The organism is Coprococcus sp. AM11-30B (assembly GCF_027674365.1).
Classification (GTDB): domain Bacteria; phylum Bacillota; class Clostridia; order Lachnospirales; family Lachnospiraceae; genus Allocoprococcus; species Allocoprococcus comes.
Map to the genome: position 1 here is coordinate 18944 of NZ_JAQDVB010000011.1, position 24936 is coordinate 43879.

At 43.9% G+C, this 24936-nt stretch carries 22 protein-coding genes; 17 read left to right on the forward strand and 5 right to left on the reverse strand.

The features are described 5' to 3' along the window. Window positions 1-6: 6 nt before the first annotated feature. Window positions 7-2643, reverse strand: a complete 2637-nt coding sequence (locus PGU50_RS08710; RefSeq protein WP_270203588.1) for a transglycosylase domain-containing protein — start codon at window positions 2641-2643, stop codon at window positions 7-9. A 216-nt stretch (window positions 2644-2859) separates the two neighbouring features. On the opposite strand from PGU50_RS08710, the gene PGU50_RS08715 reads away from it, so the two are divergent. Continuing rightward, the gene (locus tag PGU50_RS08715; RefSeq protein ID WP_270246716.1) at window positions 2860-3516 is read left to right on the forward strand and encodes a YigZ family protein; all 657 of its coding nucleotides are present in this window, start codon (window positions 2860-2862) and stop codon (window positions 3514-3516) included. 114 nt (window positions 3517-3630) lie between these two features. On the opposite strand, the gene hpf is transcribed toward PGU50_RS08715, so the two are convergent. The 3 genes from hpf to typA all read right to left on the reverse strand — a co-directional run bounded on the left by hpf (window position 3631) and on the right by typA (window position 6892). After that, the gene (gene hpf, locus PGU50_RS08720) at window positions 3631-4167 is read right to left on the reverse strand and encodes a ribosome hibernation-promoting factor, HPF/YfiA family (protein WP_022220288.1); all 537 of its coding nucleotides are present in this window, start codon (window positions 4165-4167) and stop codon (window positions 3631-3633) included. Between the two features lie 208 nt (window positions 4168-4375). Then, on the reverse strand, window positions 4376-4987 hold the full coding sequence (locus PGU50_RS08725) for a transporter (protein WP_008374483.1): 612 nt from the start codon (window positions 4985-4987) through the stop codon (window positions 4376-4378). A 78-nt stretch (window positions 4988-5065) separates the two neighbouring features. Next, a complete protein-coding gene (gene typA, locus PGU50_RS08730; protein ID WP_117556949.1) occupies window positions 5066-6892 on the reverse strand; it encodes a translational GTPase TypA in 1827 nt (608 codons plus the stop codon). Window positions 6893-7110: 218 nt separating this feature from the next. Here typA and PGU50_RS08735 point away from each other — a divergent pair, with 218 nt between their 5' ends. The 11 genes from PGU50_RS08735 (at window position 7111) to PGU50_RS08785 (ending at window position 19700) form a co-directional block, all read left to right on the forward strand. Beyond that, a complete protein-coding gene (locus PGU50_RS08735; protein ID WP_117556951.1) occupies window positions 7111-7755 on the forward strand; it encodes a single-stranded DNA-binding protein in 645 nt (214 codons plus the stop codon). 56 nt (window positions 7756-7811) lie between these two features. Next, the gene (gene dapA / locus PGU50_RS08740) at window positions 7812-8702 is read left to right on the forward strand and encodes a 4-hydroxy-tetrahydrodipicolinate synthase (protein WP_008374488.1); all 891 of its coding nucleotides are present in this window, start codon (window positions 7812-7814) and stop codon (window positions 8700-8702) included. A gap of 119 nt (window positions 8703-8821) precedes the next feature. Next, window positions 8822-9580, forward strand: a complete 759-nt coding sequence (gene dapB / locus PGU50_RS08745) for a 4-hydroxy-tetrahydrodipicolinate reductase (protein ID WP_270246717.1) — start codon at window positions 8822-8824, stop codon at window positions 9578-9580. A gap of 34 nt (window positions 9581-9614) precedes the next feature. Next, window positions 9615-11567 (forward strand): fructose-1,6-bisphosphatase, encoded by a 1953-nt coding sequence (locus tag PGU50_RS08750; protein ID WP_270246718.1) that lies wholly within the window; start codon window positions 9615-9617, stop codon window positions 11565-11567. A gap of 223 nt (window positions 11568-11790) precedes the next feature. After that, complete coding sequence (locus PGU50_RS08755) at window positions 11791-12063, forward strand: hypothetical protein (RefSeq protein WP_117556957.1); 273 nt, start codon at window positions 11791-11793, stop codon at window positions 12061-12063. A gap of 125 nt (window positions 12064-12188) precedes the next feature. Then, window positions 12189-12962 carry a phosphoribosylformimino-5-aminoimidazole carboxamide ribotide isomerase gene (gene hisA / locus PGU50_RS08760; RefSeq protein WP_117824292.1) on the forward strand — a complete coding sequence of 258 codons (774 nt, stop codon included), beginning with the start codon at window positions 12189-12191 and terminating at the stop codon, window positions 12960-12962. A 115-nt stretch (window positions 12963-13077) separates the two neighbouring features. Further along, window positions 13078-15645, forward strand: coding sequence for a preprotein translocase subunit SecA (gene secA, locus PGU50_RS08765; RefSeq protein WP_022220283.1), 2568 nt, complete (start codon window positions 13078-13080; stop codon window positions 15643-15645). Window positions 15646-15695: 50 nt separating this feature from the next. Further along, window positions 15696-16806 (forward strand): peptide chain release factor 2 gene (gene prfB, locus PGU50_RS08770; RefSeq protein WP_117556961.1). Its coding sequence is split into 2 segments (ribosomal slippage): window positions 15696-15770 and window positions 15772-16806, totalling 1110 coding nucleotides; the frame shifts between segments, so codons are not numbered across the junction. Next, a complete protein-coding gene (locus PGU50_RS08775) occupies window positions 16799-17239 on the forward strand; it encodes an ACT domain-containing protein (protein ID WP_008374505.1) in 441 nt (146 codons plus the stop codon). Before prfB ends, PGU50_RS08775 begins: the two co-directional genes overlap by 8 nt. An 8-nt stretch (window positions 17240-17247) precedes the next feature. Next, the gene (locus PGU50_RS08780; protein ID WP_195250483.1) at window positions 17248-18465 is read left to right on the forward strand and encodes a homoserine dehydrogenase; all 1218 of its coding nucleotides are present in this window, start codon (window positions 17248-17250) and stop codon (window positions 18463-18465) included. Window positions 18466-18491: 26 nt separating this feature from the next. Further along, a complete protein-coding gene (locus tag PGU50_RS08785) occupies window positions 18492-19700 on the forward strand; it encodes an aspartate kinase (protein WP_117824294.1) in 1209 nt (402 codons plus the stop codon). A 68-nt stretch (window positions 19701-19768) separates the two neighbouring features. Here the strand turns inward: PGU50_RS08785 and PGU50_RS08790 are convergent, their stop codons facing one another. After that, on the reverse strand, window positions 19769-20218 hold the full coding sequence (locus PGU50_RS08790) for a CYTH domain-containing protein (protein ID WP_270246720.1): 450 nt from the start codon (window positions 20216-20218) through the stop codon (window positions 19769-19771). Between the two features lie 132 nt (window positions 20219-20350). On the opposite strand from PGU50_RS08790, the gene PGU50_RS08795 reads away from it, so the two are divergent. The 5 genes from PGU50_RS08795 (at window position 20351) to clpX (ending at window position 24882) form a co-directional block, all read left to right on the forward strand. Then, window positions 20351-20902: a DJ-1 family glyoxalase III gene (locus PGU50_RS08795; protein ID WP_117557029.1), complete on the forward strand. Its 552-nt coding sequence runs from the start codon at window positions 20351-20353 to the stop codon at window positions 20900-20902. Continuing rightward, entirely contained in the window at window positions 20892-21572 is a 681-nt protein-coding gene (locus tag PGU50_RS08800; protein WP_117556967.1) for a hypothetical protein, read from the forward strand. The genes PGU50_RS08795 and PGU50_RS08800 overlap by 11 nt, the downstream gene beginning before the upstream one ends. 83 nt (window positions 21573-21655) lie before the next feature. Beyond that, window positions 21656-22942, forward strand: coding sequence for a trigger factor (tig, locus tag PGU50_RS08805; RefSeq protein WP_055246719.1), 1287 nt, complete (start codon window positions 21656-21658; stop codon window positions 22940-22942). 40 nt (window positions 22943-22982) lie between these two features. Continuing rightward, the gene (gene clpP / locus PGU50_RS08810) at window positions 22983-23567 is read left to right on the forward strand and encodes an ATP-dependent Clp endopeptidase proteolytic subunit ClpP (RefSeq protein WP_008374523.1); all 585 of its coding nucleotides are present in this window, start codon (window positions 22983-22985) and stop codon (window positions 23565-23567) included. Between the two features lie 64 nt (window positions 23568-23631). After that, window positions 23632-24882, forward strand: a complete 1251-nt coding sequence (clpX, locus tag PGU50_RS08815; protein ID WP_270246722.1) for an ATP-dependent Clp protease ATP-binding subunit ClpX — start codon at window positions 23632-23634, stop codon at window positions 24880-24882. The last annotated feature ends 54 nt before the right edge of the window (window positions 24883-24936 follow it).

A 24936-nucleotide genomic window follows, 5' to 3' on the forward strand; every position in this document is an offset into this window, starting at 1 on the left:
AGATTCTTACTGTCCATTGCCAGAATCTGAGCCACCGGTATTGCCGGAATCAGTGCCGCCACCGGTATTACCGGAATCGCCACCGGTATTACCAGAATCGCCACCGGTATTACCAGAATTGCCACTATTATTACCGGAATCTGTGCCGCCGCCAGTATTGCCGGAATCACCGCCGGTACCACCGGTAGTATCCCCATTAGTGCCGGTAGAGTTACCGGAGGAGTTTCCACCTGTTGTACTATTAGAATCGGATTTGTCATTCGAATTTTTTGTACTGTTTGTGGTAGTTGACTTGCTTGCATGTCCGGAACATGTCTCGGTCGGGACAGTATCCGGATCAAACCATTCGGTCTGTGACGGACAGCCGGAACCGGCAAGCTTACCGGAAATTGTACATACGCTCTTCTGAACGAGAGAACCTGGCATCTCGAAGTCTTTGTAGGTAAGTCCCAAAGCTTCATCGATCCGGTTCATGATCTTAGCCCAGATCTTGAAATGATAGTTCCAGCTTCCTTCAGACATTTCCTGGTTACCATCGTAACCCATCCAGATACCACAGGTATAATACGGTGTAAATCCTTCGAACCAGAAGTCACGGTTGTCGGAGGTTGTACCGGATTTACCGGATGCAGGCATATTATTGAGCTGTGCATCGGTTGCAGTACCCTTTGTGACAACATCCTGCATGGCGTTGGTAAGAAGTGCCGCAGTTGTATCTTTGATCACAGTGTGGCTTTCCGGATTGGAGTTGTCGATCAGGACATTACCATCATGATCCAATACCTTTGTGTACAGGGATGGTTTGTTATATACACCGCCGTTTGCAATGGATGCATAGGCTGCTGTCAGTTCATAGTTGTAAACACCATGGGAAATACCACCAAGAGCAAGAGACTCTACAGCATCGTCTTCGGTAAGTGTGGAAAGACCAAATTTCTCGCAGTATTCAAAACCAAGATTGATACCAATCTTATTCAATGTCTTTACCGCAATGATGTTCATGGACTGTTCGATCGCCTGACGGTATGTTACGGTACCTTTATAGTAATCGCCCCACCAGTTATGAACCTGATGATGTTCCAGGTCGTGCTGATAGTAGTATTCTTCATCAACTTCGGTGGTAGCAAGTGTAAGATCTGCGCTGTCCAATGCCGGAGCGTATACGGCAAGAATCTTGAATGTAGAACCTGCGTTACGGGTAGAACCCTTGTATGCGCGGTTCAGTCCACGGTTGGTTGTTTTTTGTCCACGGCCACCGACAAGAGCTTTGATCTGCCCTGTTTTCTGATCGATGATGGTAAGTGAAGTCTGCGGCTGTGGAGAGAGGTTGACGTACTCATCATAGGTCTCGCCATCCTGGAGAAGACTGTTACGGAATGCGTCAATTCTTTCCTGTGCAGCTTCCTGTGATCCGAAGAGAAGTCCTTCATCATCACCGTACTGATCTGCCCCGAATTGTTTCAGGTGTCCGGCACTGTAGTTATCTACCGAGCCATCAGTATGATAGACTGTGAGGGCATAATCAACACCCCAGTCAATATTGGCCGGATAATTGTTGTCATCATTCAATTCTTCATCACAGATGTTCTGCATCGTAAGATTCTGAGTTGAATAAATGGTGAGACCACCGCTGTACAGTGCGTTCTCTGCCTGTGTCTGGGAATATCCAAGTCCGTCTTCTGAGGTGAGATCTTCGATCAGCTGCTCAGACAGGGCATCAACAAAATAAGAGTTGACGGTGTTGGTCTCTTCGATCCGTGTATTTACGTTCTGAATTCTGGAATATACGTCATCTGCCAGTGCTTCATCATGGGCAGCCTGGTCGATCCAGCCCTGATCGAGCATATTATCCAGAACTTTTTTGCGGCGGGTTGCGTTGTCTTCCGGATTGGTGATCGGATTGTATCTTCCCGGATTCTGTGTGATTGCAGCGATGGTTGCAGATTCGGAAAGGTTAAGTTCATTGACATCCTTATTAAAATATCTCTGTGCGGCTGACTGTACTCCCAGACAGTCCTGACCAAGGTTGATCGTGTTCAGGTAGCTTTCAAGGATTGAATCTTTATCAAGCTGCTTTTCAACCTGAATTGCGAGATACTGTTCCTGGATCTTACGTTCCAGCTTTTCTTCAAAAGTGCTTTCATTTACAAAGTCAGGGAAGACATTGTTCTTGATCAGCTGCTGGGTAATGGTACTGGCTCCTTCAGAGAAGTTGCCACCATGAGTGATACCAACAACAAAAGCACGGATAATACCTTGGATATCAACACCGTTATGCTTGTAAAAACGGGAGTCTTCGATTGCGACGAATGCATGCTGCAGATCCTCCGGGATCTGATCAATCGTCTTATATACACGGTTGGCACCTGCACCGGTGAATTCGGCTATTGTTGTCGTGCCGTCATCTGCAAGTGCGGTGGACGTATAACCCTGTGGTTTGATGCTGTCAGCTGTAATCTCAGGTGCATTATCAATCACATGCCTGATGATAAAGCCACCTCCGATCGCTGCGAGGATACAGCAGACAAAGATACATAATAGAAAACCTTTAAAAAGGCGAACGCCCAGTTTCTTTTTGTGCATATTCTTTTTCGATGTTATGCGTTTTTGTTTTTTAGAAGCTTTTCGCTTTCCATAATTCATGAATGCTTCCTCCTTCATATTGCAATATTATATCAAACTTGATAATTTAAATAAAGGAAAACTTGAAAACTTCAATGTTCCATTTTACAAAATTAAGAAAAATTTCGGAAATATAGGGAAATTGTAACATTTTTGTAATTTTCTTGCATCTGAAGAAATAGATTTGTATACTGGAAATAGTGAAAATATAAGGAAAATGAAGGGAAAAACGCAGACATGCAGGAAGAATACAAAACAGTATACCGGGGAGGAGAAGGGGAAATTGTTGAAAAGAAATCCCGTTTTATCGCAACGGTAAGACCGGTACACTCAGAAGAAGAAGTACTGGCATTTATAGAAGAAGTGAAGAAAAAATACTGGGACGCAAGACATAACTGTTTTGCTTATGTGATCGGTGTAACAAATCCAACTCTGAGATGTAGTGATGACGGGGAACCTGCAGGTACAGCAGGAAAACCGATGCTGGATGTGCTTACAGGGGAAGATCTTCACGATACGGCGGTTGTTGTGACCAGGTATTTTGGCGGGACGCTTCTGGGAACAGGTGGTCTGGTGCGGGCTTATCAGGGAGCAGTAAAGGAAGGTCTTCAGGCAAGTACTGTGATCACAAAGCGCCTGGGTTACCGGTATGAGATTGGAACGGATTATACCGGACTTGGGAAGATCCAGTATATCCTCGGACAACGGCAGATCAGTGTGCAGGATACACAGTATACGGATAAAGTGCTGATGAAAGTGATTCTGCCTTATGATCAGGAGCAATGTGTGGTTTCCGAGATTACAGAGGGAACAAATGGACAGGCTGTGATCGAAAAAGGAGACAGCTGCTATTTTGCGGAGGATGGAAAAGAAATCCTGGTTTTTGAGGAATAGAACAGGAAAAAGAACCCCTATACAGAACGGAGAATCCGTTCTGTATAGGGGTTTTAATGTCTTAGTATACAGGAGGAACTGCAGACAGCAGGTTCTCTGTATGAGTTTATTGGTTTACTGGAATTCCGGTTCGATCAGACCGTAGGTTCCATTCTTTCTCTTATATACAACATTGACTTCGTCTGTCTCAGCATTGCTGAATACGTAGAAGTTATGTCCGAGAAGTTCCATCTGAATGCAGGCATCCTCCGGGAACATTGGTTTGATGCCGAAACGTTTGGTACGGACGATCTCAATCTCGTCTGACTCTGCTGCCGAAGTATCGGATTCAATAAATTCCTGACGGAAATCATGTCCGCCCTGCTGTTTTGCAATCAGTTTGGTTTTATACTTTCTGAGCTGACGCTCGATAATTTCTTCTACGAGATCAATGGATACATACATATCGCTGCTTTCCTGCTCGGAACGGATAATGTTTCCTTTTACAGGGATCGTAACTTCGATTTTCTGACGTTCTTTTTCTACACTGAGTGTAACGATAATGTCAGTTTCAGGAGTAAAATACTTTTCCAGTTTTCCTAATTTCTGTTCTACAGCCTGTCTGAGACCAGGTGTGATGTCAATGTTTCTTCCGCTAATGATAAAATTCATACAGCTCAACTCCTTTTTTCTCATATTTCTCATAGTATGTACGGAGATAAGTGCATCTATAAGAGCTTGACCGGCAGGATGTATAGATAGTTTTTATATCCTTCCGACTATAGCTACATTATACTCTATCATAGGGGAGAGATGCAATGGTAAATGCAAAAAAATTATTAAAATTCTGTAAAGAAAACTGAATTATCAGAAAATTCTGTCAATGTATGGAGCGGATTACTTCGATACGACTGATCTTTCCATTATGCATTTTGGCAACGCGCAGACCAAAATTATCGAAGAATGTACTTGCACCCACACCAATTTCTGTTTTTTCCTGTTCAAATCTTTTAGTGATCACGTCATATAAGGTTTGTTCATCTTCATATGGAATATGGACGTGCAGGATGCTGTTTACAATCCGTGCTTTTGTAGTAGCACGGAAAATGATTTTTTCAGATTCATCAAATTCAATAAAAAGGAATTTTCTGGTTGCAAATAAAAGTGCGATGGAGATCACACCGATCAGGCTGGATACCGGATTATTATGTGCCATGATCACCTGTCTGGCGATGGCAAATAACAGCACCTCAAACACAGTGGAAGGCTTGTGCTGATAAAGCATACGGATCAGCTCGACACCAATGATCAGATTGAAACAGGTTTCTACCAGGTCTTCGTAATTTGGATAAATATTCAGATCCGGAACATTTGGCATGGACAGGATCAGCTGGACAAGCAGAATGATGATTCCGGCAGCCAGAACGAATGAAATGATAAATTCCAGAAGTACGGTCAGCTTATGGAGTGCTGCGTTTAAGTATTTTTTCATAAAAAATCCCCCTTGTTCGTTGTATACAAAGATTGTAACGGATACAAGGGGGAAGTGTAAAGAAAAATCTATAGTTTTTTACTGGAAATTGCTTCTCTTACGGAGTTTCGGATCCAGAATCTTTTTACGGATACGCAGGCTCTTCGGTGTGACTTCCAGAAGTTCATCGGTATCGATGAAATCAAGTGCTTCTTCCAGACTGAGGATTCTCGGCGGAGTAAGCTTTAAGGCTTCATCAGCACTTGAAGAACGGGTATTGGTAAGGTGTTTGGTCTTACATACATTCAGTTCGATATCATCTGTCTTCGCATTCTGACCGATTACCATACCGGAGTAAACCTTTTCACCAGGTCCGATGAAGAGTGTTCCACGATCCTGTGCGTTGAACAGACCGTAAGCTACAGCTTCACCTGTCTCGAAGGCGATCAGGGATCCCTGGCTTCTGTACTGGATATCTCCTTTATACGGAGCGTAGCAGTCAAAGGCTGTGTTCATGATACCGTTACCTTTTGTATCGGTCAGGAATTCTCCACGATAACCGATCAGACCTCTTGACGGGATGGAGAATTCAAGACGGGTGTATCCGCCATTAGACATTCCCATGTTGCGGAGTTCGCCTTTTCTCTGGCTTAATTTATCAATAACTGTACCTGTAAATTCATCCGGTACATCAATGTATACGGTTTCCATTGGCTCGAGCTGCTTGCCGTTTTCGTCTTTTTTGTAAAGAACTTCGGCTTTGCTGACTGCGAATTCATAACCTTCACGACGCATGTTTTCAACGAGGACGGAAAGATGAAGCTCTCCACGTCCGGATACCTTGAAGCTGTCTGTGTTGTCTGTCTCTTCAACACGAAGGCTGACGTCTGTATTCAGTTCACGGAACAGACGGTCACGGAGGTGACGGGAAGTGACGAATTTACCCTCCTGTCCTGCAAACGGACTGTCGTTGACAACGAACTGCATTGCGATCGTAGGCTCGGAAATCTTCTGGAATTCGATCGGAACCGGATTGTCCGGCGAACAGATCGTATCACCGATGGAAATATCTGCAATACCGGAGATTGCAACGATAGAACCGATGCCTGCTTCTTTTACTTCTACTTTATTCAGACCGTCAAATTCATATAATTTGCTGATCTTTACTTTTTTCTGTTTGTCCGGATCATGATGGTTTACAACAACTACATCCTGGTTGACAGAAATCGTTCCGTTATCGACTTTTCCAACACCGATACGGCCAACGTATTCATTGTAATCGATGGTACTGATCAGCATCTGTGTACCTGCATCAGGATCTCCTTCCGGAGCCGGGATGTAATCCAGGATGGTCTCAAACAGAGGAACCATGTCTTTCGGTTCATCGTCGATATTGTAAGTTGCATATCCGTCTCTTGCAGAAGCAAAAAGGAACGGGCAGTCAAGCTGTTCGTCAGATGCGCCCAGATCGATGAGAAGTTCAAGAACTTCATCGATAACTTCATCCGGACGTGCTTCCGGACGGTCGATCTTGTTGATACATACGATAACCGGGAGCTTCAGTGCAAGAGCTTTTTTCAAAACGAATTTGGTCTGTGGCATGGCACCTTCAAAAGCGTCAACCAGAAGAACCACTCCATTGACCATCTTAAGGACACGTTCTACTTCTCCACCGAAATCGGCATGTCCAGGAGTGTCAATGATATTGATCTTTGTATTTTTATAAACAACTGCAGTGTTTTTGGAAAGAATGGTAATTCCACGTTCACGTTCGATATCGTTGGAATCCATTACTCGTTCGGCTACTTCCTGATTTTCACGGAAAACACCGCTCTGTTTTAAAAGTTCATCTACTAATGTTGTTTTACCATGGTCAACATGGGCGATGATAGCGATATTTCTAATGTCTTCACGTTTTGTCTTCATATTCTCAAAACCCTTCTTATTACCTATTTAAAGTTACAACCCGTATAGTTTATCACATTTTGAAAAATTTACAAGTAGAAAGAAAAAAATTTGACTTTCTGCAAAAAAAGAGTTTACTTTTTGTTCTAAAAACTGGAAAAGCTTCATAGATTAGATAGTGATCAAGAGTAAGAACGCGGTAAAATACGCCTGCGAAGAGGAAGGAGATTTACATTATTATGTCAGATAAGATTATTGAAAATAACCAGGTAACGATCATGGGAAAGGTAGCAACTGAATTTTCATTCAGCCATGAGGTCTTCGGAGAAGGCTTTTATATGGTAGAGGTAGAAGTGAAAAGACTGAGCAATTCAGAAGACCGTATTCCGCTGATGATCTCAGAGAGACTGATCGATGTGACACAGGATTATACCGGAGAGTATATTATGGTGCACGGGCAGTTCCGCTCTTACAACCGGCATGAAGAGCAGAAAAACCGTCTGGTATTATCCGTGTTTGTACGGGAGATTTCCTTTATGGAAGAAGAACCTGACGGGACAAAGACCAACAGTATCTGGCTGGATGGCTATATCTGCAAGGAACCGATCTACCGAAAGACACCGCTTGGAAGGGAAATCGCAGATCTTTTGCTTGCGGTTAACCGCCCGTATGGAAAATCTGATTATATTCCATGCATCTGCTGGGGGAGAAATGCAAGATATGCCTCCGGCTTTGAAGTGGGAGAGCATGTACAGCTTTTGGGAAGGATCCAGAGCAGGGAATATGTAAAACGGATCTCAGATACCGAGACAGAAAAGAGGATTGCCTATGAAGTTTCGGTCAGTAAGCTGGAAAAGACTCTGATTGACAGTGCCTGTATTTAATGCTAAACTTAATTTGATTGTTTAGTATCATAAAGCAACATGTCAGGAGGAATATTATGGCTATATTTACAGGATCAGGAGTGGCACTTGTAACGCCGTTTCATGAAGACGAGAGTATAAATTATGACAAACTGGATGAAATGCTGGACTACCATTGTACACATGGAACCGACAGTATTATCATCTGCGGAACAACAGGTGAATCCTCTACTTTATCAGAAGAAGAGCACATGGAATGCATCAAATTTGCAATCGAGCGTGTCAAGGGAAGAATCCCGGTGATCGCAGGTACCGGTTCCAACAGTACCTACACAACGATCCAGATGTCAAAAGAGGCAGTAGAAGACGGTGCAGACGGACTGCTGCTTGTAACACCATATTATAACAAATGTACACAGGACGGACTGATCGCACATTATACCGCTGTTGCAAAAGAAGCAAAAGCACCAATCATCCTTTACAGTGTGGCGAGCCGTACCGGTGTGAATATTGCTCCGGAGACAGTTGCAGCTTTACATAAAAATATAGAGAATATTGTTGCGGTAAAAGAAGCATCAGGCAATATTTCCCAGATTTCAAAGATCATGCAGCTGACAGATGGCAAGATCGATCTGTATTCAGGCAATGATGACCAGATCGTACCGCTCCTTTCTGTTGGAGGAAAGGGTGTCATCTCAGTTCTTGCGAACGTGGCTCCGCAGTATACACATGACATCTGTGCAAAGTTCTTTGAAGGAGATGTCAAGGGAAGCTGTAAGATGCAGCTGGATGCGATTCCGCTGATCGAGAAGTTATTCTGTGAAGTGAATCCGATTCCGGTTAAAAAGGCTTTAAATCTGATGGGATGGCAGGCAGGTCCTCTGCGTATGCCTTTGACAGAGATGACAGAAGCACATACAGCACAGCTTGCAAAAGAACTGGAAGCATTTGGAATTAAACTGGCATAATAAAGGGTCAGATTATAGAGAAAAGGGACTGACTGGAGTATCCATCAGTTCCTTTTGTGCTATACAGGAATTTGTGAAAAGATACACAAGAAAATGGAGATAACAAGGAGGAATACAAAATGGTTAAGGCAATTATGCATGGATGTAACGGAAAAATGGGACAGGTGATCTCGGAACTTGTAAAGGAAGATGATGTGATCGAAATCGTGGCAGGTATTGATAAATTCACCGGAATCGAGAATCCGTACCCGGTATTTACAAGCCTTGCAGAGTGTGATGTGCAGGCAGATGTTGTGATTGATTTCTCAAACGCAGCAGCAGTTGATGAGCTTCTGGATGTATGTGTGGAGAAAACTCTTCCTGTTGTTCTTTGCACAACAGGACTTTCTGAGGAACAGCTTGCAAAGGTGAAAGAAGCAGGAGAAAAAGTTGCGGTTCTCCGTTCTGCAAACATGTCACTGGGAGTCAATCTTCTGATGAAGCTTTTAAAGGATGCAGCAAAGGTTCTTGCTCCGGCAGGCTTTGATATTGAAATTGTAGAAAAACATCATAATCAGAAAGTTGATGCTCCAAGTGGAACAGCGATCGCACTTGCAGATTCGATTAATGAAGCGATGGCTGACCAGTATGTATACAATTATGACCGCAGTCATGAACGAAAAAAACGTGAGAAAAACGAAATCGGGATCGTTGCAGTACGTGGAGGTACGATCGTTGGACAGCATGACGTCATCTTTGCGGGGGCAGATGAAGTGATCGAATTCCACCACACTGCATATTCAAAAGCAATTTTTGGAAAAGGTGCAGTTGAAGCTGCCAAATTCCTGGCTGGAAAACCGGCAGGAATGTACGATATGAGTGATGTGATCGGACTGTAAGCAGAAAAAGCTTTTATACAAGAGGGAGGAAGTTATGAAAGCATTAGAGGAGAAATATCTGGAAGGGCTGTCGGAATTATTTCCATCAATCGCAGCTGCGTCCACAGAAATTATTAACTTACAGGCAATCGTGAATCTTCCAAAAGGAACGGAACATTTTCTGACGGATATTCACGGAGAATATGAAGCGTTTGCACATGTGCTGAAGAACGGATCGGGTTCGGTAAAGCGCAAGGTCGATGATGTATTTGCAAACACAATGAGCAGCCGGGACAAGCAGACACTGGCAACCTTGATCTACTATCCGCGGGAGAAGATGGAGCGGATCCGGGAAGAAGAACAGAATATGGATGACTGGTACAAGATCATGCTGTACCGTCTGATCGAGGTAGCAAAACGTTCGGCGAGCAAATATACCAGATCGAAGGTCAGAAAAGCACTCCCGAAGGATTTTGCATATGTGATCGAGGAACTGATCACAGAAAAGTCAGGAATGACAGATAAGGAATCATATTATAATTCGATCATCAGTACAATTATCCAGATCGGAAGAGCGGAGGAATTTATTGTAGCCTTGTGTGAACTGATCCAGCGTCTGGTTGTGGATCACCTGCATATTGTCGGTGATATTTACGACAGAGGTCCGGGACCGCATCTGATTATGGACAAGCTGATGGAGTATCATTCGGTGGACATCCAGTGGGGGAATCATGATATCCTGTGGATGGGAGCGGCAGCGGGGCAGAAATGCTGTATTGCGAATGTAATCCGTATCTGTGCCCGCTATGGGAATCTGGATATTCTGGAGGATGGATATGGGATCAATCTGCTTCCGCTTGCAACTTTCGCATGGAAACAGTATGCAAAAGATCCCTGTGAATGCTTTTTATTAAAAGGGCAGGACAATTGCAAACCACAGGAGCTGGAACTGAATATGAAAATGCACAAGGCAATTTCTGTTATCCAGTTCAAAGTAGAAGGACAGGCAGCAGAGCTTTATCCGGAATTTGGTTTCCAGAGAAGAAACTTTCTGGATAAGATCAACTACGAGGAAGGGACTATAACGATAGGCGGAAAAATCTATCAGCTTCTGGATGATTATTTTCCGACCATAGATCCGAAGAATCCATATCAGCTTTCAGCTGAAGAAGAAGAGATCATGAACCGCCTGGTGAAAGCGTTCCAGAGCTGTGAAAAATTGCAGAGGCATATGCGTTTCCTTTTGAACAAAGGAAGTCTTTACAAGATTTATAATTCCAATTTGCTGTATCACGGCTGTGTTCCACTGAATGATGACGGATCACTCAGAAAGGTAAAGATATACGGTAAAAGCTATCAGGGAAGGACACTTTATGATGTGATGGAGTCCTATGTGAGAAAAGGATTTTTTGCGGTAGATCCGGATGAAAAGAAAAAAGGGCGTGACCTGATGTGGTATATCTGGCAGGGTGCGAATTCTCCTCTTTTCGGCAAAGATAAAATGGCGACCTTTGAGCGTTATTTCCTTGCAGAAAAGGAGCTGTGGAAAGAGAAAAAGAATGCGTATTATCTTCTTCTTGAAGATGAAAATGTGATGAACGGAATTCTGGATGAATTTGGCCTGGACAGAGAAATTTCCCATATCATCAACGGACATGTTCCGGTGAAAACGAAAAATGGAGAGAATCCGGTCAAATGTGGTGGAAAAGTGCTTGTTATTGATGGCGGATTTTCAAAAGCGTACCAGAAAGAAACCGGAATTGCAGGATACACGCTGATCTATAATTCCTATGGACTGATCCTTGCGGCGCATGATCCGTTTGAATCGACGGAGGCAGCTATTGAAAAAGAAAGAGATATCCATTCGGACAGTGTGATCGTAAAACGGACACTCGAACGCAAGACGGTAGGAGATACTGATGTTGGAAAAGTACTGAAGGAACGGATCGCGGATCTGGAGGCATTGCTGGACGCTTACAGAAGTGGTCAGATCATCGAAAAAGTGTAACTGTTCAGAGCCAAGCAAAATTTCATAAAACAGGTGTAAAATGCTTGCATTTTTAAGACTGTTTTTGAAATTTTATTTGGCGGATACGCCACACCGACGAAATGCGTAGCATTTTGGAGGTTGGCTCTGAACAGTTACGAAAAAAATTAAAAATAAGTATAAAAATCCTTTTTCTGCGGATAGTAATAGTACAAGTATTTTACAGAAAAAGGAGAATTACAACATGCAATATCTAAGAAGAATGGTTCTGGTTTTTACCTGTGTGATGCTGATGGGAGGAATTACGGCGTGTGGAAATGGTGATAACGCTGCAAATCCGGATACGAATACCGGTGGGACGAATCAGAATGGAACGGTAAATGATGTCACAAACGATATCGGAGATGGCGTTGAGGATGCAGTAGATGATGTGAAAGACGGAGTCGATGATATGACCAGAAACAGGACAGAGGACCGGAATGTAAATGATAATCATACAATAGATGGTCAGGAATAGGGAAAAGGCAAGACTTTGCGGAAAAGTCTTGCCTTTTTACAGACAAAAGGTAGTAAAATGTCCGTGAGTGTGATACAATATGACGGTATGCAAAGACGAGATCAACAGAAAAAGCGGAGGACTTCATGAAATTTCGACCATGTATAGATATTCATAACGGTGCAGTCAAGCAGATTGTGGGTGGTAGCCTGAAAGATGCGGGAAATGCAGCGGTAGAAAATTACATATCCAGACAGGATGCAGATTATTATGCGACAATGTATAAGAAAGATGGACTTACCGGAGGACACATTATTTTGCTGAATCCGCCGGCATCGGAATACTATGATGCGACAAAGGCACAGGCACTGAAAGCACTACATGCCTATCCGGGCGGAATGCAGATCGGCGGAGGAATTACTGCAGAAAATGCTGCAGAGTATCTGGAGGAAGGGGCAAGTCATGTGATCGTTACATCCTATGTATTTCAGAATGGACAGGTGCGGTATGACCGGCTGGACCGGCTGAAAAAAGCAGTAGGGAAAGAGCATCTGGTACTGGATCTCAGCTGCCGGAGGCGCGAGAACAGTTATTATATTGTAACCAACAGATGGCAGACATTTACTGAGCTCAGACTGATACCGGAGGTCCTGGAAGAGCTGTCCGGATGGTGTGATGAATTTCTGGTTCACGGGGTTGATGTAGAAGGAAAAGCATCTGGTACAGAGGAGGATCTGGTCAGAATGCTTGCGGCGTGGGACGGACTTCCGATCACCTATGCCGGTGGAATTGGAAGCATGGAGGATCTGCGGGAGTTTGCACGGATCAGCGGGGAAAAGCTGGACTATACGATCGGCAGTGCACTGGATCTTTTTGGCGGTAAGATTCCGTATGCCGAGCTGACAGAACCGGTGAAATAAACTGATTGAAGAATAAAAGAAATGGTGCTACAATGGATACTGTCTATCTATAGCGGAAAAAAGCAAAACACTTCAGACAGAAGTGATAAGCAAGGAATATAAGGAGCTTAATAAAATGGGAATTATTGAAAAGATATTTGGAACGCACAGCGAACATGAATTGAAGCGAATCTACCCGATCGTGGATCATATTGATGCGCTGGAGCCGGAGATGCAGAAGCTCTCCGATGAGGAATTGAAAGAAAAGACGAAAGAATTCAAGGAGAGACTTGCAAAAGGAGAGACACTGGACGATCTTCTTCCGGAAGCGTTTGCTGTTGTAAGAGAGGCAGCTGTCCGTGTACTTGGAATGCGCCACTACCGTGTACAGATGATCGGTGGTATCATCCTGCATCAGGGCCGTATTGCCGAGATGAAGACCGGTGAAGGTAAAACACTTGTATCTACACTGCCGGCATACTTAAATGCACTGACCGGAGAAGGGGTGCATATTGTAACAGTCAACGACTATCTGGCAAAGCGTGATGCTGAGTGGATGGGAAAGGTTCATGAATTCCTGGGACTGACTGTTGGAGTTGTTCTGAACCAGATGGATAATGATGAACGACGTGCAGCGTATAATTGCGATATCACTTATGTGACGAATAATGAACTTGGTTTCGATTACCTCCGTGATAACATGGTTATCTATAAAGAACAGCTGGTACAGCGCGGTATGAAATATGCACTTATCGATGAGGTTGACTCAGTTCTGATCGATGAAGCGAGAACACCGCTTATCATTTCCGGACAGAGCGGAAAGTCAACCAGACTTTACGAAGCATGTGATGTTCTGGCAAGACAGCTGGAGAGAGGTGAAGCAAGTGGGGAATTCTCTAAGATGAATGCCATTATGGGAGAAGAGATCGAAGAGACCGGAGACTTCATTGTCAATGAAAAAGAAAAGAATATCAACCTGACCGAAGAGGGTGTGAAGAAGGTTGAGAAGTTCTTCCATATTGAGAACCTTGCTGACCCGGAGAACCTGGAGATCCAGCACAACATCATTCTGGCACTGCGTGCACATAATCTGATGTTCCGTGACCAGGATTATGTAGTAAAAGATGATGAGGTCCTGATTGTTGATGAATTTACCGGACGTATCATGCCGGGACGCCGTTATTCTGACGGACTTCATCAGGCAATCGAAGCAAAAGAGCATGTAAAGGTCAAGAGAGAAAGCAAGACTCTGGCTACCATTACATTTCAGAATTTGTTTAATAAATATGAGAAGAAATCCGGTATGACAGGTACAGCCCTCACAGAGGAACAGGAGTTCCGTGATATTTACGGAATGGACGTTATTGAGATTCCGACGAATGTTCCGGTACAGAGAATTGACCTGGAGGATGCCGTTTATAAATCAAAGAAAGAGAAATTTAACGCAGTTATTGATGCAATCTGTGAAGCGCATGAAAAAGAACAGCCGGTTCTGGTTGGTACGATCACGATCGAAACTTCCGAGCTCCTCAGTAAGATGCTCAGTAAACGCGGCGTAAAACATAATGTACTGAATGCCAAGTTCCATGAATTGGAGGCTGAGATCGTTGCACAGGCAGGACAGCATGGGGCTGTTACGATCGCAACCAACATGGCAGGCCGTGGTACGGATATCAAGCTTGATGAAGAATCAAGAGCAGCCGGCGGACTGAAGATCATCGGTACAGAACGTCATGAGTCCCGTCGTATTGACAACCAGTTGCGTGGACGTGCCGGACGTCAGGGCGATCCGGGAGAATCCAGATTCTATATTTCTCTGGAGGATGACCTGATGCGTCTGTTCGGTTCCGAGAGACTGATGGATGTATTTACCAAGCTTGGAGTAGAAGAAGGAGAACAGATCGAGCACAAGATGCTTTCAAGTGCGATTGAGAAGGCTCAGAAGAAGATTGAGAGCAATAACTTTGGTATTCGTAAGAACCTGCTTGAATATGACCAGGTAATGAACGAACAGAGAGAGATCATCTACGATGAAAGACGCAGAGTCCTTGACGGTGAGAATATGAGAGATTCTATCTTCCATATGATCACAGACTTTGTGGAAAATACTGTCGATGCCAATCTTTCTGAGGAACAGGATTTTGAAGAATGGGATCTTGGAGCAATGAACCGTGATCTTCTGGATGTGATTCCAACGCTTCCGCCGGTTACGGAGGAGGATGCAAAGGATAAAGAGCCAAAAGAGATCAAGCATCTCCTGAAAGAACGTGCTGCAAAAGCATACGAAGAAAAAGAAGCACAGTTCCCGGAAGCAGAGCATCTGCGTGAGGTGGAGCGTGTGTTCCTTCTGCGTGTGATCGATGCAAAATGGATGGATCACATTGATGATATGGATCAGTTACGTCAGGGAATCGGTCTGCAGGCTTACGGACAGAGAGATCCGTTGGTTGAATACAAGATGATCGGATATGATATGTTCGGTGAAATGACACGTGCAATCGAAGTGGATACAGTCAGACTTCTCTTCCATGTCAATGTAGAACAGAAGGTTGAAAGAGAACAGGTTGCAAAGGTAACCGGTACCAATAAAGATGACAGCGTTGCGAAGGGACCAAAGGTACGTGCCGAGAAAAAGATATATCCAAATGATCCATGCCCGTGTGGAAGCGGCAAGAAATACAAACAGTGCTGTGGAAGAAAATAAATACGACTGTTTGGATTTTTATATAATTTTATGAGATTTGAGGTGATACAGTGGTTGAATTAGACGGATTTAAGCAGACATTAAATGCGTATGAAGAACCCCTGAAGGAAATGAGGGATTCACTTTGACCTGGCAGGCAAAGAAAAACGGATTGAAGAGCTGGAAAGAAAGATAGAAGAACCGGGGTTCTGGGACAAGACAGAGCTTTCGCAGAGGATCATGAAAGAACTCCGGAAAATGCAGGACTGTGTGAAGGAGGTCCGGGATCTGGAAAGTTCATATGAAGATATCAATGCACTGATCGAACTTACGGAAGAGGAAGAAGACCGGGAGATGATCAAAGAGATCCAGCGTGAGATCGCTAAATTTGAAAAAGAATTTGAAGATCTCAGGATCCGGACGCTTCTTTCGGGAGAATATGATTCCTGCAATGCAATCGTGACACTGCATGCAGGAGCCGGAGGAACAGACAGCTGTGACTGGGCAAATATGCTGTATCGTATGTATACAAGATATGCACAGTCAAAAGGATTTCAGATAACCGTGCTGGACTATCAGGACGGAGATATTACCGGACTGAAAGGAATCACGTTTGAAGTAACGGGAGATAATGCATATGGCTATTTTCAGTCAGAAAAGGGAGTGCACCGTCTGGTGCGTATTTCTCCGTTCAATTCAGCAGGCAAGAGGCAGACATCTTTTGCATCCTGTGATGTGATACCGGATATTGAAGATGATATTGACATTGAGCTGAATGACGACGACCTGCGGATCGATACCTACCGTTCGAGCGGAGCCGGAGGACAGCATATCAACAAGACTTCGTCTGCGGTGCGAATCACGCATCTTCCGACAGGAATCGTAGTGCAGTGCCAGAATGAACGTTCGCAGCTTTTTAATAAGGACAAAGCGATGCAGATGTTGAAAGCCAAGCTGTATCTTTTGAAAAAGCAGGAGCAGGAAGAAAAGGTATCCGGTATCCGGGGGGAAGTTCAGGATATCAATTTTGGAAGCCAGATCCGATCCTATATTTTACATCCTTACAATCTGGTCAAGGATCACCGTACCGGTGAAGAGACCGGAAATGTAAGTGCAGTTCTGGATGGGGAGCTGGATCCATTTATCAATGCTTATCTGAAACAGAGGAGTAACAATGGATAATACAAAGTACTATGTGGTAAAGAAAAAAGCAGTGCCGGAGGTGCTCATAAAGGTTGTCGAGACAAAGAGACTGCTCGCAACCAGACGTGGAATGACTATTCAGGAAGCGACAGAAGAGATCGGTATCAGCAGAAGTTCTTTCTATAAATATAAGGATGATATTTTCCCATTTCACGAAAATGAAAAAGGAAGGACTGTTACGATGGTTATTCAGCTTGATGATACACCGGGGGTTATGGCAGAGCTTTTAAACGCGGTGGCAAGGTATCAGGCGAATATCCTGACTATTCACCAGAGTATTCCGATCAACGGGGTGGCAACACTGACACTCAGTGTGGAGGTGTTGCAGACAACGAAGAATCTGTCGGAGATGGTGGAAGAGATTGAACAGCATTCAGGTGTGCATTATTTGAAAATCGTAGGCAGGGAGTAGACAAAAAGATGAAGATTGCAGTATTGGGTTATGGTACCGTAGGTTCTGGTGTGGTAGAAGTTCTGGATGTAAATCAGAAGCTGATCGCGTCACGGGCAAAAGAAAAAATTGAAGTAAAATATGTGTTGGATCTGAGAAATTTCCCGGGAGATAAGATCCAGGAAAAGATTGTTCATGATTATGAGATTATCCTGAATGATCCGGAGATTGGAATTGTAGTAGAAGTGATGGGCGGTGTGGAACCGGCGAATACCTTTGTCAGAAAAGCACTGGAAGCAGGAAAAAGTGTTGTGACATCCAATAAGGCGTTGGTTGCCAAGCATGGATCCGCACTTCTTAAAACAGCACGGGAAAAGAATGTGAATTTCCTTTTTGAAGCAAGTGTGGGAGGGGGGATTCCAATCCTCCGGGCACTTGGATCATCCCTGACAGGTGATGAGATCGAAGAAATCGCAGGAATCCTGAACGGAACAACCAATTACATGATGACCAGGATGTTCTACGAGGGAGCGAACTATGAAGAGGTTCTCCGTGAAGCACAGAAGAATGGATTTGCAGAGGCAGATCCGACTGCTGATGTGGAAGGACAGGATGCATGCCGGAAGATCGCGATCCTTGCATCGATCATCTCAGGAAAATATGTGGATTTTGAAGAAATTTATACCGAAGGTATTACAAAGATCACAACAGAAGATATGCAGTATGCAAAGGCTCTGGGAATGAATATCAAACTTCTTGCTGAGTGTAAGCATGTGGACGGAACTCTTTATGCGGGAGTTGCACCGGTGCTTCTTCATGCAGAACATCCGCTTTACAGTGTGAATGGTGTATTTAATGCCGTATTTGTAAAGGGGAATATGCTGGGAGATGCGATGTTCTACGGAAGTGGGGCAGGAAAGCTTCCGACTGCAAGTGCGGTTGTGGCTGACATTGTGGCAGTTGTACAGAATCAGGGCAGAGATATCATGAATTTCTGGAGCGAAGAAAAGCTTACATTGGAAGACAGAAGCAAGACCAGCAAGAAGTTCCTGGTGCGAATCCGTGGAAATGAGGATGCGCTCAAAGAACGAATCGGCAATGATTTTGGTGAAGTAAGATTTGTAGAGGCAGCAGTCAATGGAGAATTCGGTTTTGTCACACCGGTGATGACCGAGGGAGAATATGAGGAAAAAGCAAAAGCTTATCCGGAAATTCTGCATATGATAAGAGTAGAAGAAGAAGTATAAAAATGCAGGAACTGTAGGAGGAAATTATGCTGGTAGTTAAGAAATTTGGCGGCAGTTCGGTTGCAGATAAAGAGAGGATCTTTAATGTGGCAAGACGCTGCGCAGAAGAGTATCAGATGGGGAATGATGTGATCGTTGTTCTCTCTGCAATGGGAGATACAACAGATGAACTGCTTGAGAAGGCAGCCGAGATCAATCCGTATCCATCAAAACGAGAACTTGATATGCTCCTTACCACGGGAGAGCAGGTATCTGTGGCACTGATGGCAATGGCACTTCAGTTTTTGAATGTTCCGGCAATCTCGCTGAATGCATTCCAGGTAAAGATGCATTCTACGGCGCGGAACGGAAATGCAAGATTTAAAAGAGTGGATACAGACCGTATCACCCACGAACTGGAGAACCGTAAGATCGTGATCGTAACCGGATTCCAGGGAGTCAACCATTATGGAGACTATACCACACTTGGAAGAGGTGGATCCGATACGACAGCTGTGGCACTTGCGGCTGCAATGCATGCAGACAAATGCGAGATTTATACAGACGTAGACGGTGTTTACACTGCAGACCCGAGAGTGGTACCGAATGCACGCAAAATCGAAGAGATCACCTACGATGAGATGCTGGAGCTTGCAACATCAGGGGCAAAGGTTTTACATAATCGTTCTGTAGAGATGGCGAAAAAATACGGGGTTGAGCTGGTTGTACGTTCCAGCCTGAACACAGAAGAAGGAACCCTGGTCAAGGAGGTAGCAAAGGTGGAAAAAATGTTAATTACCGGCGTTGCGGCAGATAAAAATACAGCGAGAATTTCAGTAATGGGTGTAGAAGACAAACCAGGTACTGCGTTTAAGATTTTCAATACACTTGCAAAGCATAATATTAACGTAGATATTATTCTTCAGTCAGTTGGACGTGACGGAACAAAAGACATTACGTTTACTGTATCACAGGATGATCTTAAAGAGGCAATGGAAGTTCTGGAAGCCAGAAAAGAAGCCCTTACGATCAAAGAGATGAATTATAACGAAAAAGTTGCAAAGGTATCGATCGTAGGAGCCGGAATGCTCAGCAATCCGGGCGTTGCTGCGACCATGTTTGAATCACTTAGCAATTCCAATATCAATATCAATATGATTTCTACATCAGAGATCCGTATCACGGTTCTGATCGATGAAAAAGATGCAGACCGTGCACTGGTTGCAATCCATGACGGATTTGGTCTGGAAGACTAATAAAAAGAATGTGGTCGCAAATGTACCGGATGGAGCATTTGCGGAAGAAAAAAGGATTGGGAAATTTCTCAATCCTTTTTCTGACTCAGTGTACTGTTATGATATTTGCTGGAAAAGGTGACATCCTCACCAAACCAATCCGGCGGGGTAAAGGAATTTGCCTCTTCTTCGGAAGAGAATTCGACTTCGGCAAGGAGAAGTGGGGCGAGATCACCGGCGAAGACATCAAGCTCGATCGTGAGATGATCTCCGTAAGGGATGCAGTAGCGTTCTTTTGTGATAATGCGCCCGTCTGCCTTTTCGCGCAGATGGCAGTAGGCTTCCTCGGTAAGAGGAAGATTATGTTCTTCATGAATCATCAGACCTTTGGATTTGTAGGTCAGGATGTAGTCATCAGCATCCCTGCGGACACGGACAACCGGTTCGGTGCATAGATAAGCCTGCTCAAGTGTGCGGTGCGGATAAGCTTCAAGGTGATCCGGAAGCTTATGAATCAGATATTTGCGTTCTATTTCCATGGGAAAGCCCTCCTTATATATTCATTAACAGTATAGCGGAGTTTTTCGGGGGAGACAAGGCAGAAAGTTGCCATTTTTGCAGGCTTCTGTTACAATGGGGAACATCAGGAAAAAGAAAGGATGGACAAGATTATGAGTGAAGTATGTGTATTTCTTGCAGATGGATTTGAAGAAATTGAAGGTCTTACGGTCGTTGATCTTTTAAGAAGAGCCGGGATCGAGACCAGAACCGTTTCCATCATGGGACAGGAAGAGATCCAGGGGGCACACGGAATTATAGTAAAAGCAGACAGCTTGTTTGAAAATACAGATTTTTCAGAGGTGAAGATGCTGGTGCTTCCGGGGGGGATGCCGGGAACAATCCATTTAAAAGAACACAAAGGTCTTGAAAAGCTGATCTTAAAACATAATGAAGAAAAAAAATATCTGGCTGCAATCTGTGCGGCACCGACCGTATTTGGCGGAATGGGAATCCTGAAAGGAAAGAAGGCAATCTGCTATCCGGGAATGGAAGAAGGACTTACCGGAGCGGAAGTTACCTGTCAGCCGGCAGTGACAGATGGACATATCACAACCAGCCGGGGACTTGGAACCGCGATCGATTTTGCACTTGCGCTGATCAGCGAGCTGCGGGATAAAGAAAGCGCAGATACCATTTCAAAGCAGGTAGTCTATGAACGGTAGTTTCTGGAAAAAGAGAAAAGCAGGCAGTGTGTTTCTGGCAGTGTTGCTTTTGACTACACTGCTTGCCGGATGTGGGATCAATGAAGGAAAGGCGGAAAAATATGTGCAGGCGAACCTGGATCTGACTTTTCAGGGACAAACCCAGGAAGCAAAAGAAATCCTCGGAGCATCAGACAGTGATCTGAAAAAGGTCTATGAGAACGGGATCAATGCTTTTGTCCAGGACTGTCTGCTAAATGGTGTGGAGACGGAAAATGACTTTTCTGAGACATATGGTGTATTGATCAAAGAGATCTTTAGTTCTGTCCGTTATCAGGTAAGTGGTGTAAAAAAGACAGGGAGTAAGACCTGTGAGGTGACGGTAAAGTACCAGCCGGTGGATGTATTTACCCGCTTCATGCCGAAGCTGAAGGAAGAGTCCGAGAAGATCCAGGCAGACAAAGATGCAGGAAAGTACAGCGGAACAGATGAAGAAATCAAAGAGGCAATGGTGTTGGATTACATGACCGGTGCATACAGCCTTTTAAGAAGTTCTTATCTTGATATGCAGTATGGAGAGAAGCAGGAATATACCTTTACCGTGACGCAAAAAGGGCGGAATACCTGGTCGATCGGTGATGAGGAATTAAATGGCTTTATAGAACGAATTTTAGAGCTTGATAAACTGTAGAAGTTGTGCTATACTTGTAAAATGATTGTAATGTAGATAAGTCTGTCGACTTTTTGCATATGTAAATTTAGGAGGAAATGGTAATGAGTTTACAAGTTGAACAGTTAGAACACAATATGGCGAAACTCACAATCGAAGTTTCAGCAGAAGAATTAGAAGGAGCACTTCAGAAAGCATACCAGAAACAGAAAAGCAGAATTAATGTTCCTGGATTCCGTAAAGGAAAAGTTCCGCGCCAGCTCATCGAAAAGATGTACGGACCGGAAATCTTCTATGATGATGCAGCAAACGCTCTGATTCCGGAAGCATATTCAAAAGCATACGATGAAAGCGGACTTGAGATCGTATCTCAGCCGAAGATCGATGTAACACAGATCGAAAAAGGAAAACCGTTCATCTTCACAGCTGAAGTAGCTACAAAGCCGGAAGTAGAACTTGGCGAATACAAAGGAATCGAAGTTCCGAAATATTCTAACCGCGTAACACAGAAAGAAATCGACGCTAAGCTTGAGGAAGAACAGCTTAAGAACGCAAGAACAATCACAGTAGAAGGACGTCCGGTACAGGATAAAGACGAAGTTGTCCTTGATTTTGAAGGATTTGTAGACGGAGAAGCTTTTGAAGGTGGAAAAGGAGAAAACTATCCGCTGACAATCGGTTCAGGATCTTTCATTCCAGGATTTGAAGAACAGCTGATCGGTGCAGAACCAGAAAAAGAAGTTGAAGTTAAGGTTACATTCCCGGAAGATTACCATGCAGAAGACCTCAAAGGAAAAGAAGCTGTATTCAAATGCACAGTTCATGAGATCAAAGCAAAAGAACTTCCGGAGCTTGATGATGAATTTGCTTCAGAAGTATCAGAATTCGATACTCTTGATGAATTAAAAGCTGATATCAAAGCTAAGATCAAAGAGCAGAAAGTAAACGATGGCAAGAGAGCACAGGAAGATGCAGCTGTAGATGCAATCATCGAATCAGCTAAGATGGATCTTCCGGAAGCTATGGTTGATACACAGGCAAGACAGATGCTTGATGAATTCGCTCAGAGAATGCAGCAGCAGGGACTGACTCTTGACCAGTACATGCAGTTCACAGGCATGACAGCTGACAAGATGATGGATGAACTTCGTCCGCAGGCTGAGAAGAGAATCAAGACAAGACTTGTTCTTGAAGCAATTGCAAAAGCAGAAAACATCGAAATCACAGATGAAAAATTAGACGAAGAGATCGCTAAGATGGCAGAAGCTTACCAGATGGAAGCTGACAAGCTTAAGAGCTTTATGGGCGACAAAGAAAAAGAACAGATGAAGCAGGATATGGCAGTTCAGGAAGCAATTACATTTGTAGTTGACAATGCCGTAGAAAAATAAGTATCTGTTTCATACTTTAATATAGCAGGAGGAGTGTTACATGAGTAGTTTAGTACCTTATGTCGTTGAACAGACAAGCCGTGGAGAACGCTCTTACGACATTTATTCAAGACTTTTAAAAGACAGAATCATTTTCCTGGATACTGAAGTGAATGATGCATCAGCGAGCCTGATCGTAGCGCAGCTGCTGTTTCTGGAAGCAGAAGATCCGGAAAAGGATATCCAGTTTTATATTAACAGTCCTGGCGGATCGATTTCAGCAGGTATGTCGATCTACGACACTATGAATTACATCAAATGTGACGTCTCTACGATGTGTATGGGAATGGCTGCAAGTATGGGAGCCTTCCTTCTCGCAGGCGGAGCAAAGGGAAAGAGATATGCCCTTCCGAATGCAGAGATCATGATTCACCAGCCTTCAGGCGGTGCACAGGGTCAGGCAACCGAGATTGAGATCAATGCACAGCATATTCTGAAGATCAGAGAAAGAATGAACAGATTGATGGCTGCAAATACAGGTCAGAGTTATGAGACAATTTGTGCAGATACGGAAAGAGATAACTGGAAGACTGCCGAAGAAGCTTTGGCATATGGATTGATTGATAAGGTTATTACAAGCCGTTAACGGGAAAAGGGAATGTCCTTATTGGGACATTCCCTTTACGTGTAAAAAAGTGCGAGGTAAAAATATGGCAGGAAAATATGAAGAAATCGTAAGATGTTCTTTTTGCAATAAACCACAGAGTCAGGTACGCAAGATGATCGCCGGACCAAATGGGGTGTTTATCTGCGACCAGTGTGTGGATGTATGTACTGAGATCATTGAAGATGAACTTGGTTATGAAGAAGAAAATGCATATGATGATATCAATCTTCTGAAACCGGAAGAAATCAAGGCATTTCTGGATGATTATGTGATCGGACAGGACGAAGCAAAGAAAGTACTTTCTGTTGCGGTATATAATCACTATAAGCGTATTATGGCAGAAAAAGATCTGGGCGTGGAGCTTCAGAAGAGTAATATCCTGATGGTAGGACCGACAGGATGCGGTAAGACTTTTCTGGCACAGTCTCTCGCAAAAATTCTGAATGTACCGTTTGCAATTGCAGATGCAACTGCGCTTACAGAAGCGGGATATGTCGGAGAAGATGTAGAGAATATTCTTCTTAAGATCATTCAGGCAGCAGAGGGTGATATTGAACGTGCAGAGCACGGAATCATTTATATCGATGAGATTGACAAAATCACAAGAAAATCTGAGAATCCGTCGATTACCCGTGATGTATCAGGAGAAGGTGTTCAGCAGGCACTTCTGAAGATCCTGGAAGGTACAATCGCAAATGTACCGCCACAGGGTGGACGTAAGCATCCGCAGCAGGAGATGATCCAGATTGATACCACCAATATTTTATTTATCTGCGGTGGAGCGTTTGAGGGAATAGATAAGATCATAGAGAACAGAATAGATAAGAAATCCATTGGATTTGAGGCACAGATCGCGCAGCGGCATGAGGAAGATATCGACCGGCTTCTGCAGCAGATCCTTCCACAGGATCTTGTGAAGTTCGGACTGATCCCGGAACTTGTAGGACGTGTGCCGGTAACTGTATCCCTGGAACTTCTGGATAAGGAAGATCTGATCCGTATTCTGACGGAACCAAAGAATGCGATTGTAAAACAGTACCAGAAGCTTCTGGAGCTGGATGATGTGGAACTGGAATTCGACAAAGAGGCGCTGGAGGCGATTGCTGAGACTTCCCTGAAGCGTAAGACAGGAGCCAGAGGACTCCGTGCGATCATGGAAAATGTAATGATGGATATCATGTATAAAGCACCGTCTGATGAGAATCTGAAATACTGTCTTGTGACAAAAGAGGCAGTACTTGGGGAGAAAGCACCGAGTACAGAAAAGATCGAAGCAAGACCGGAAAGTGCATAAGAAAATCAGACGTATGGAAATGGGTGCTGACGGTTAAGGCCAGAAGCATCCATT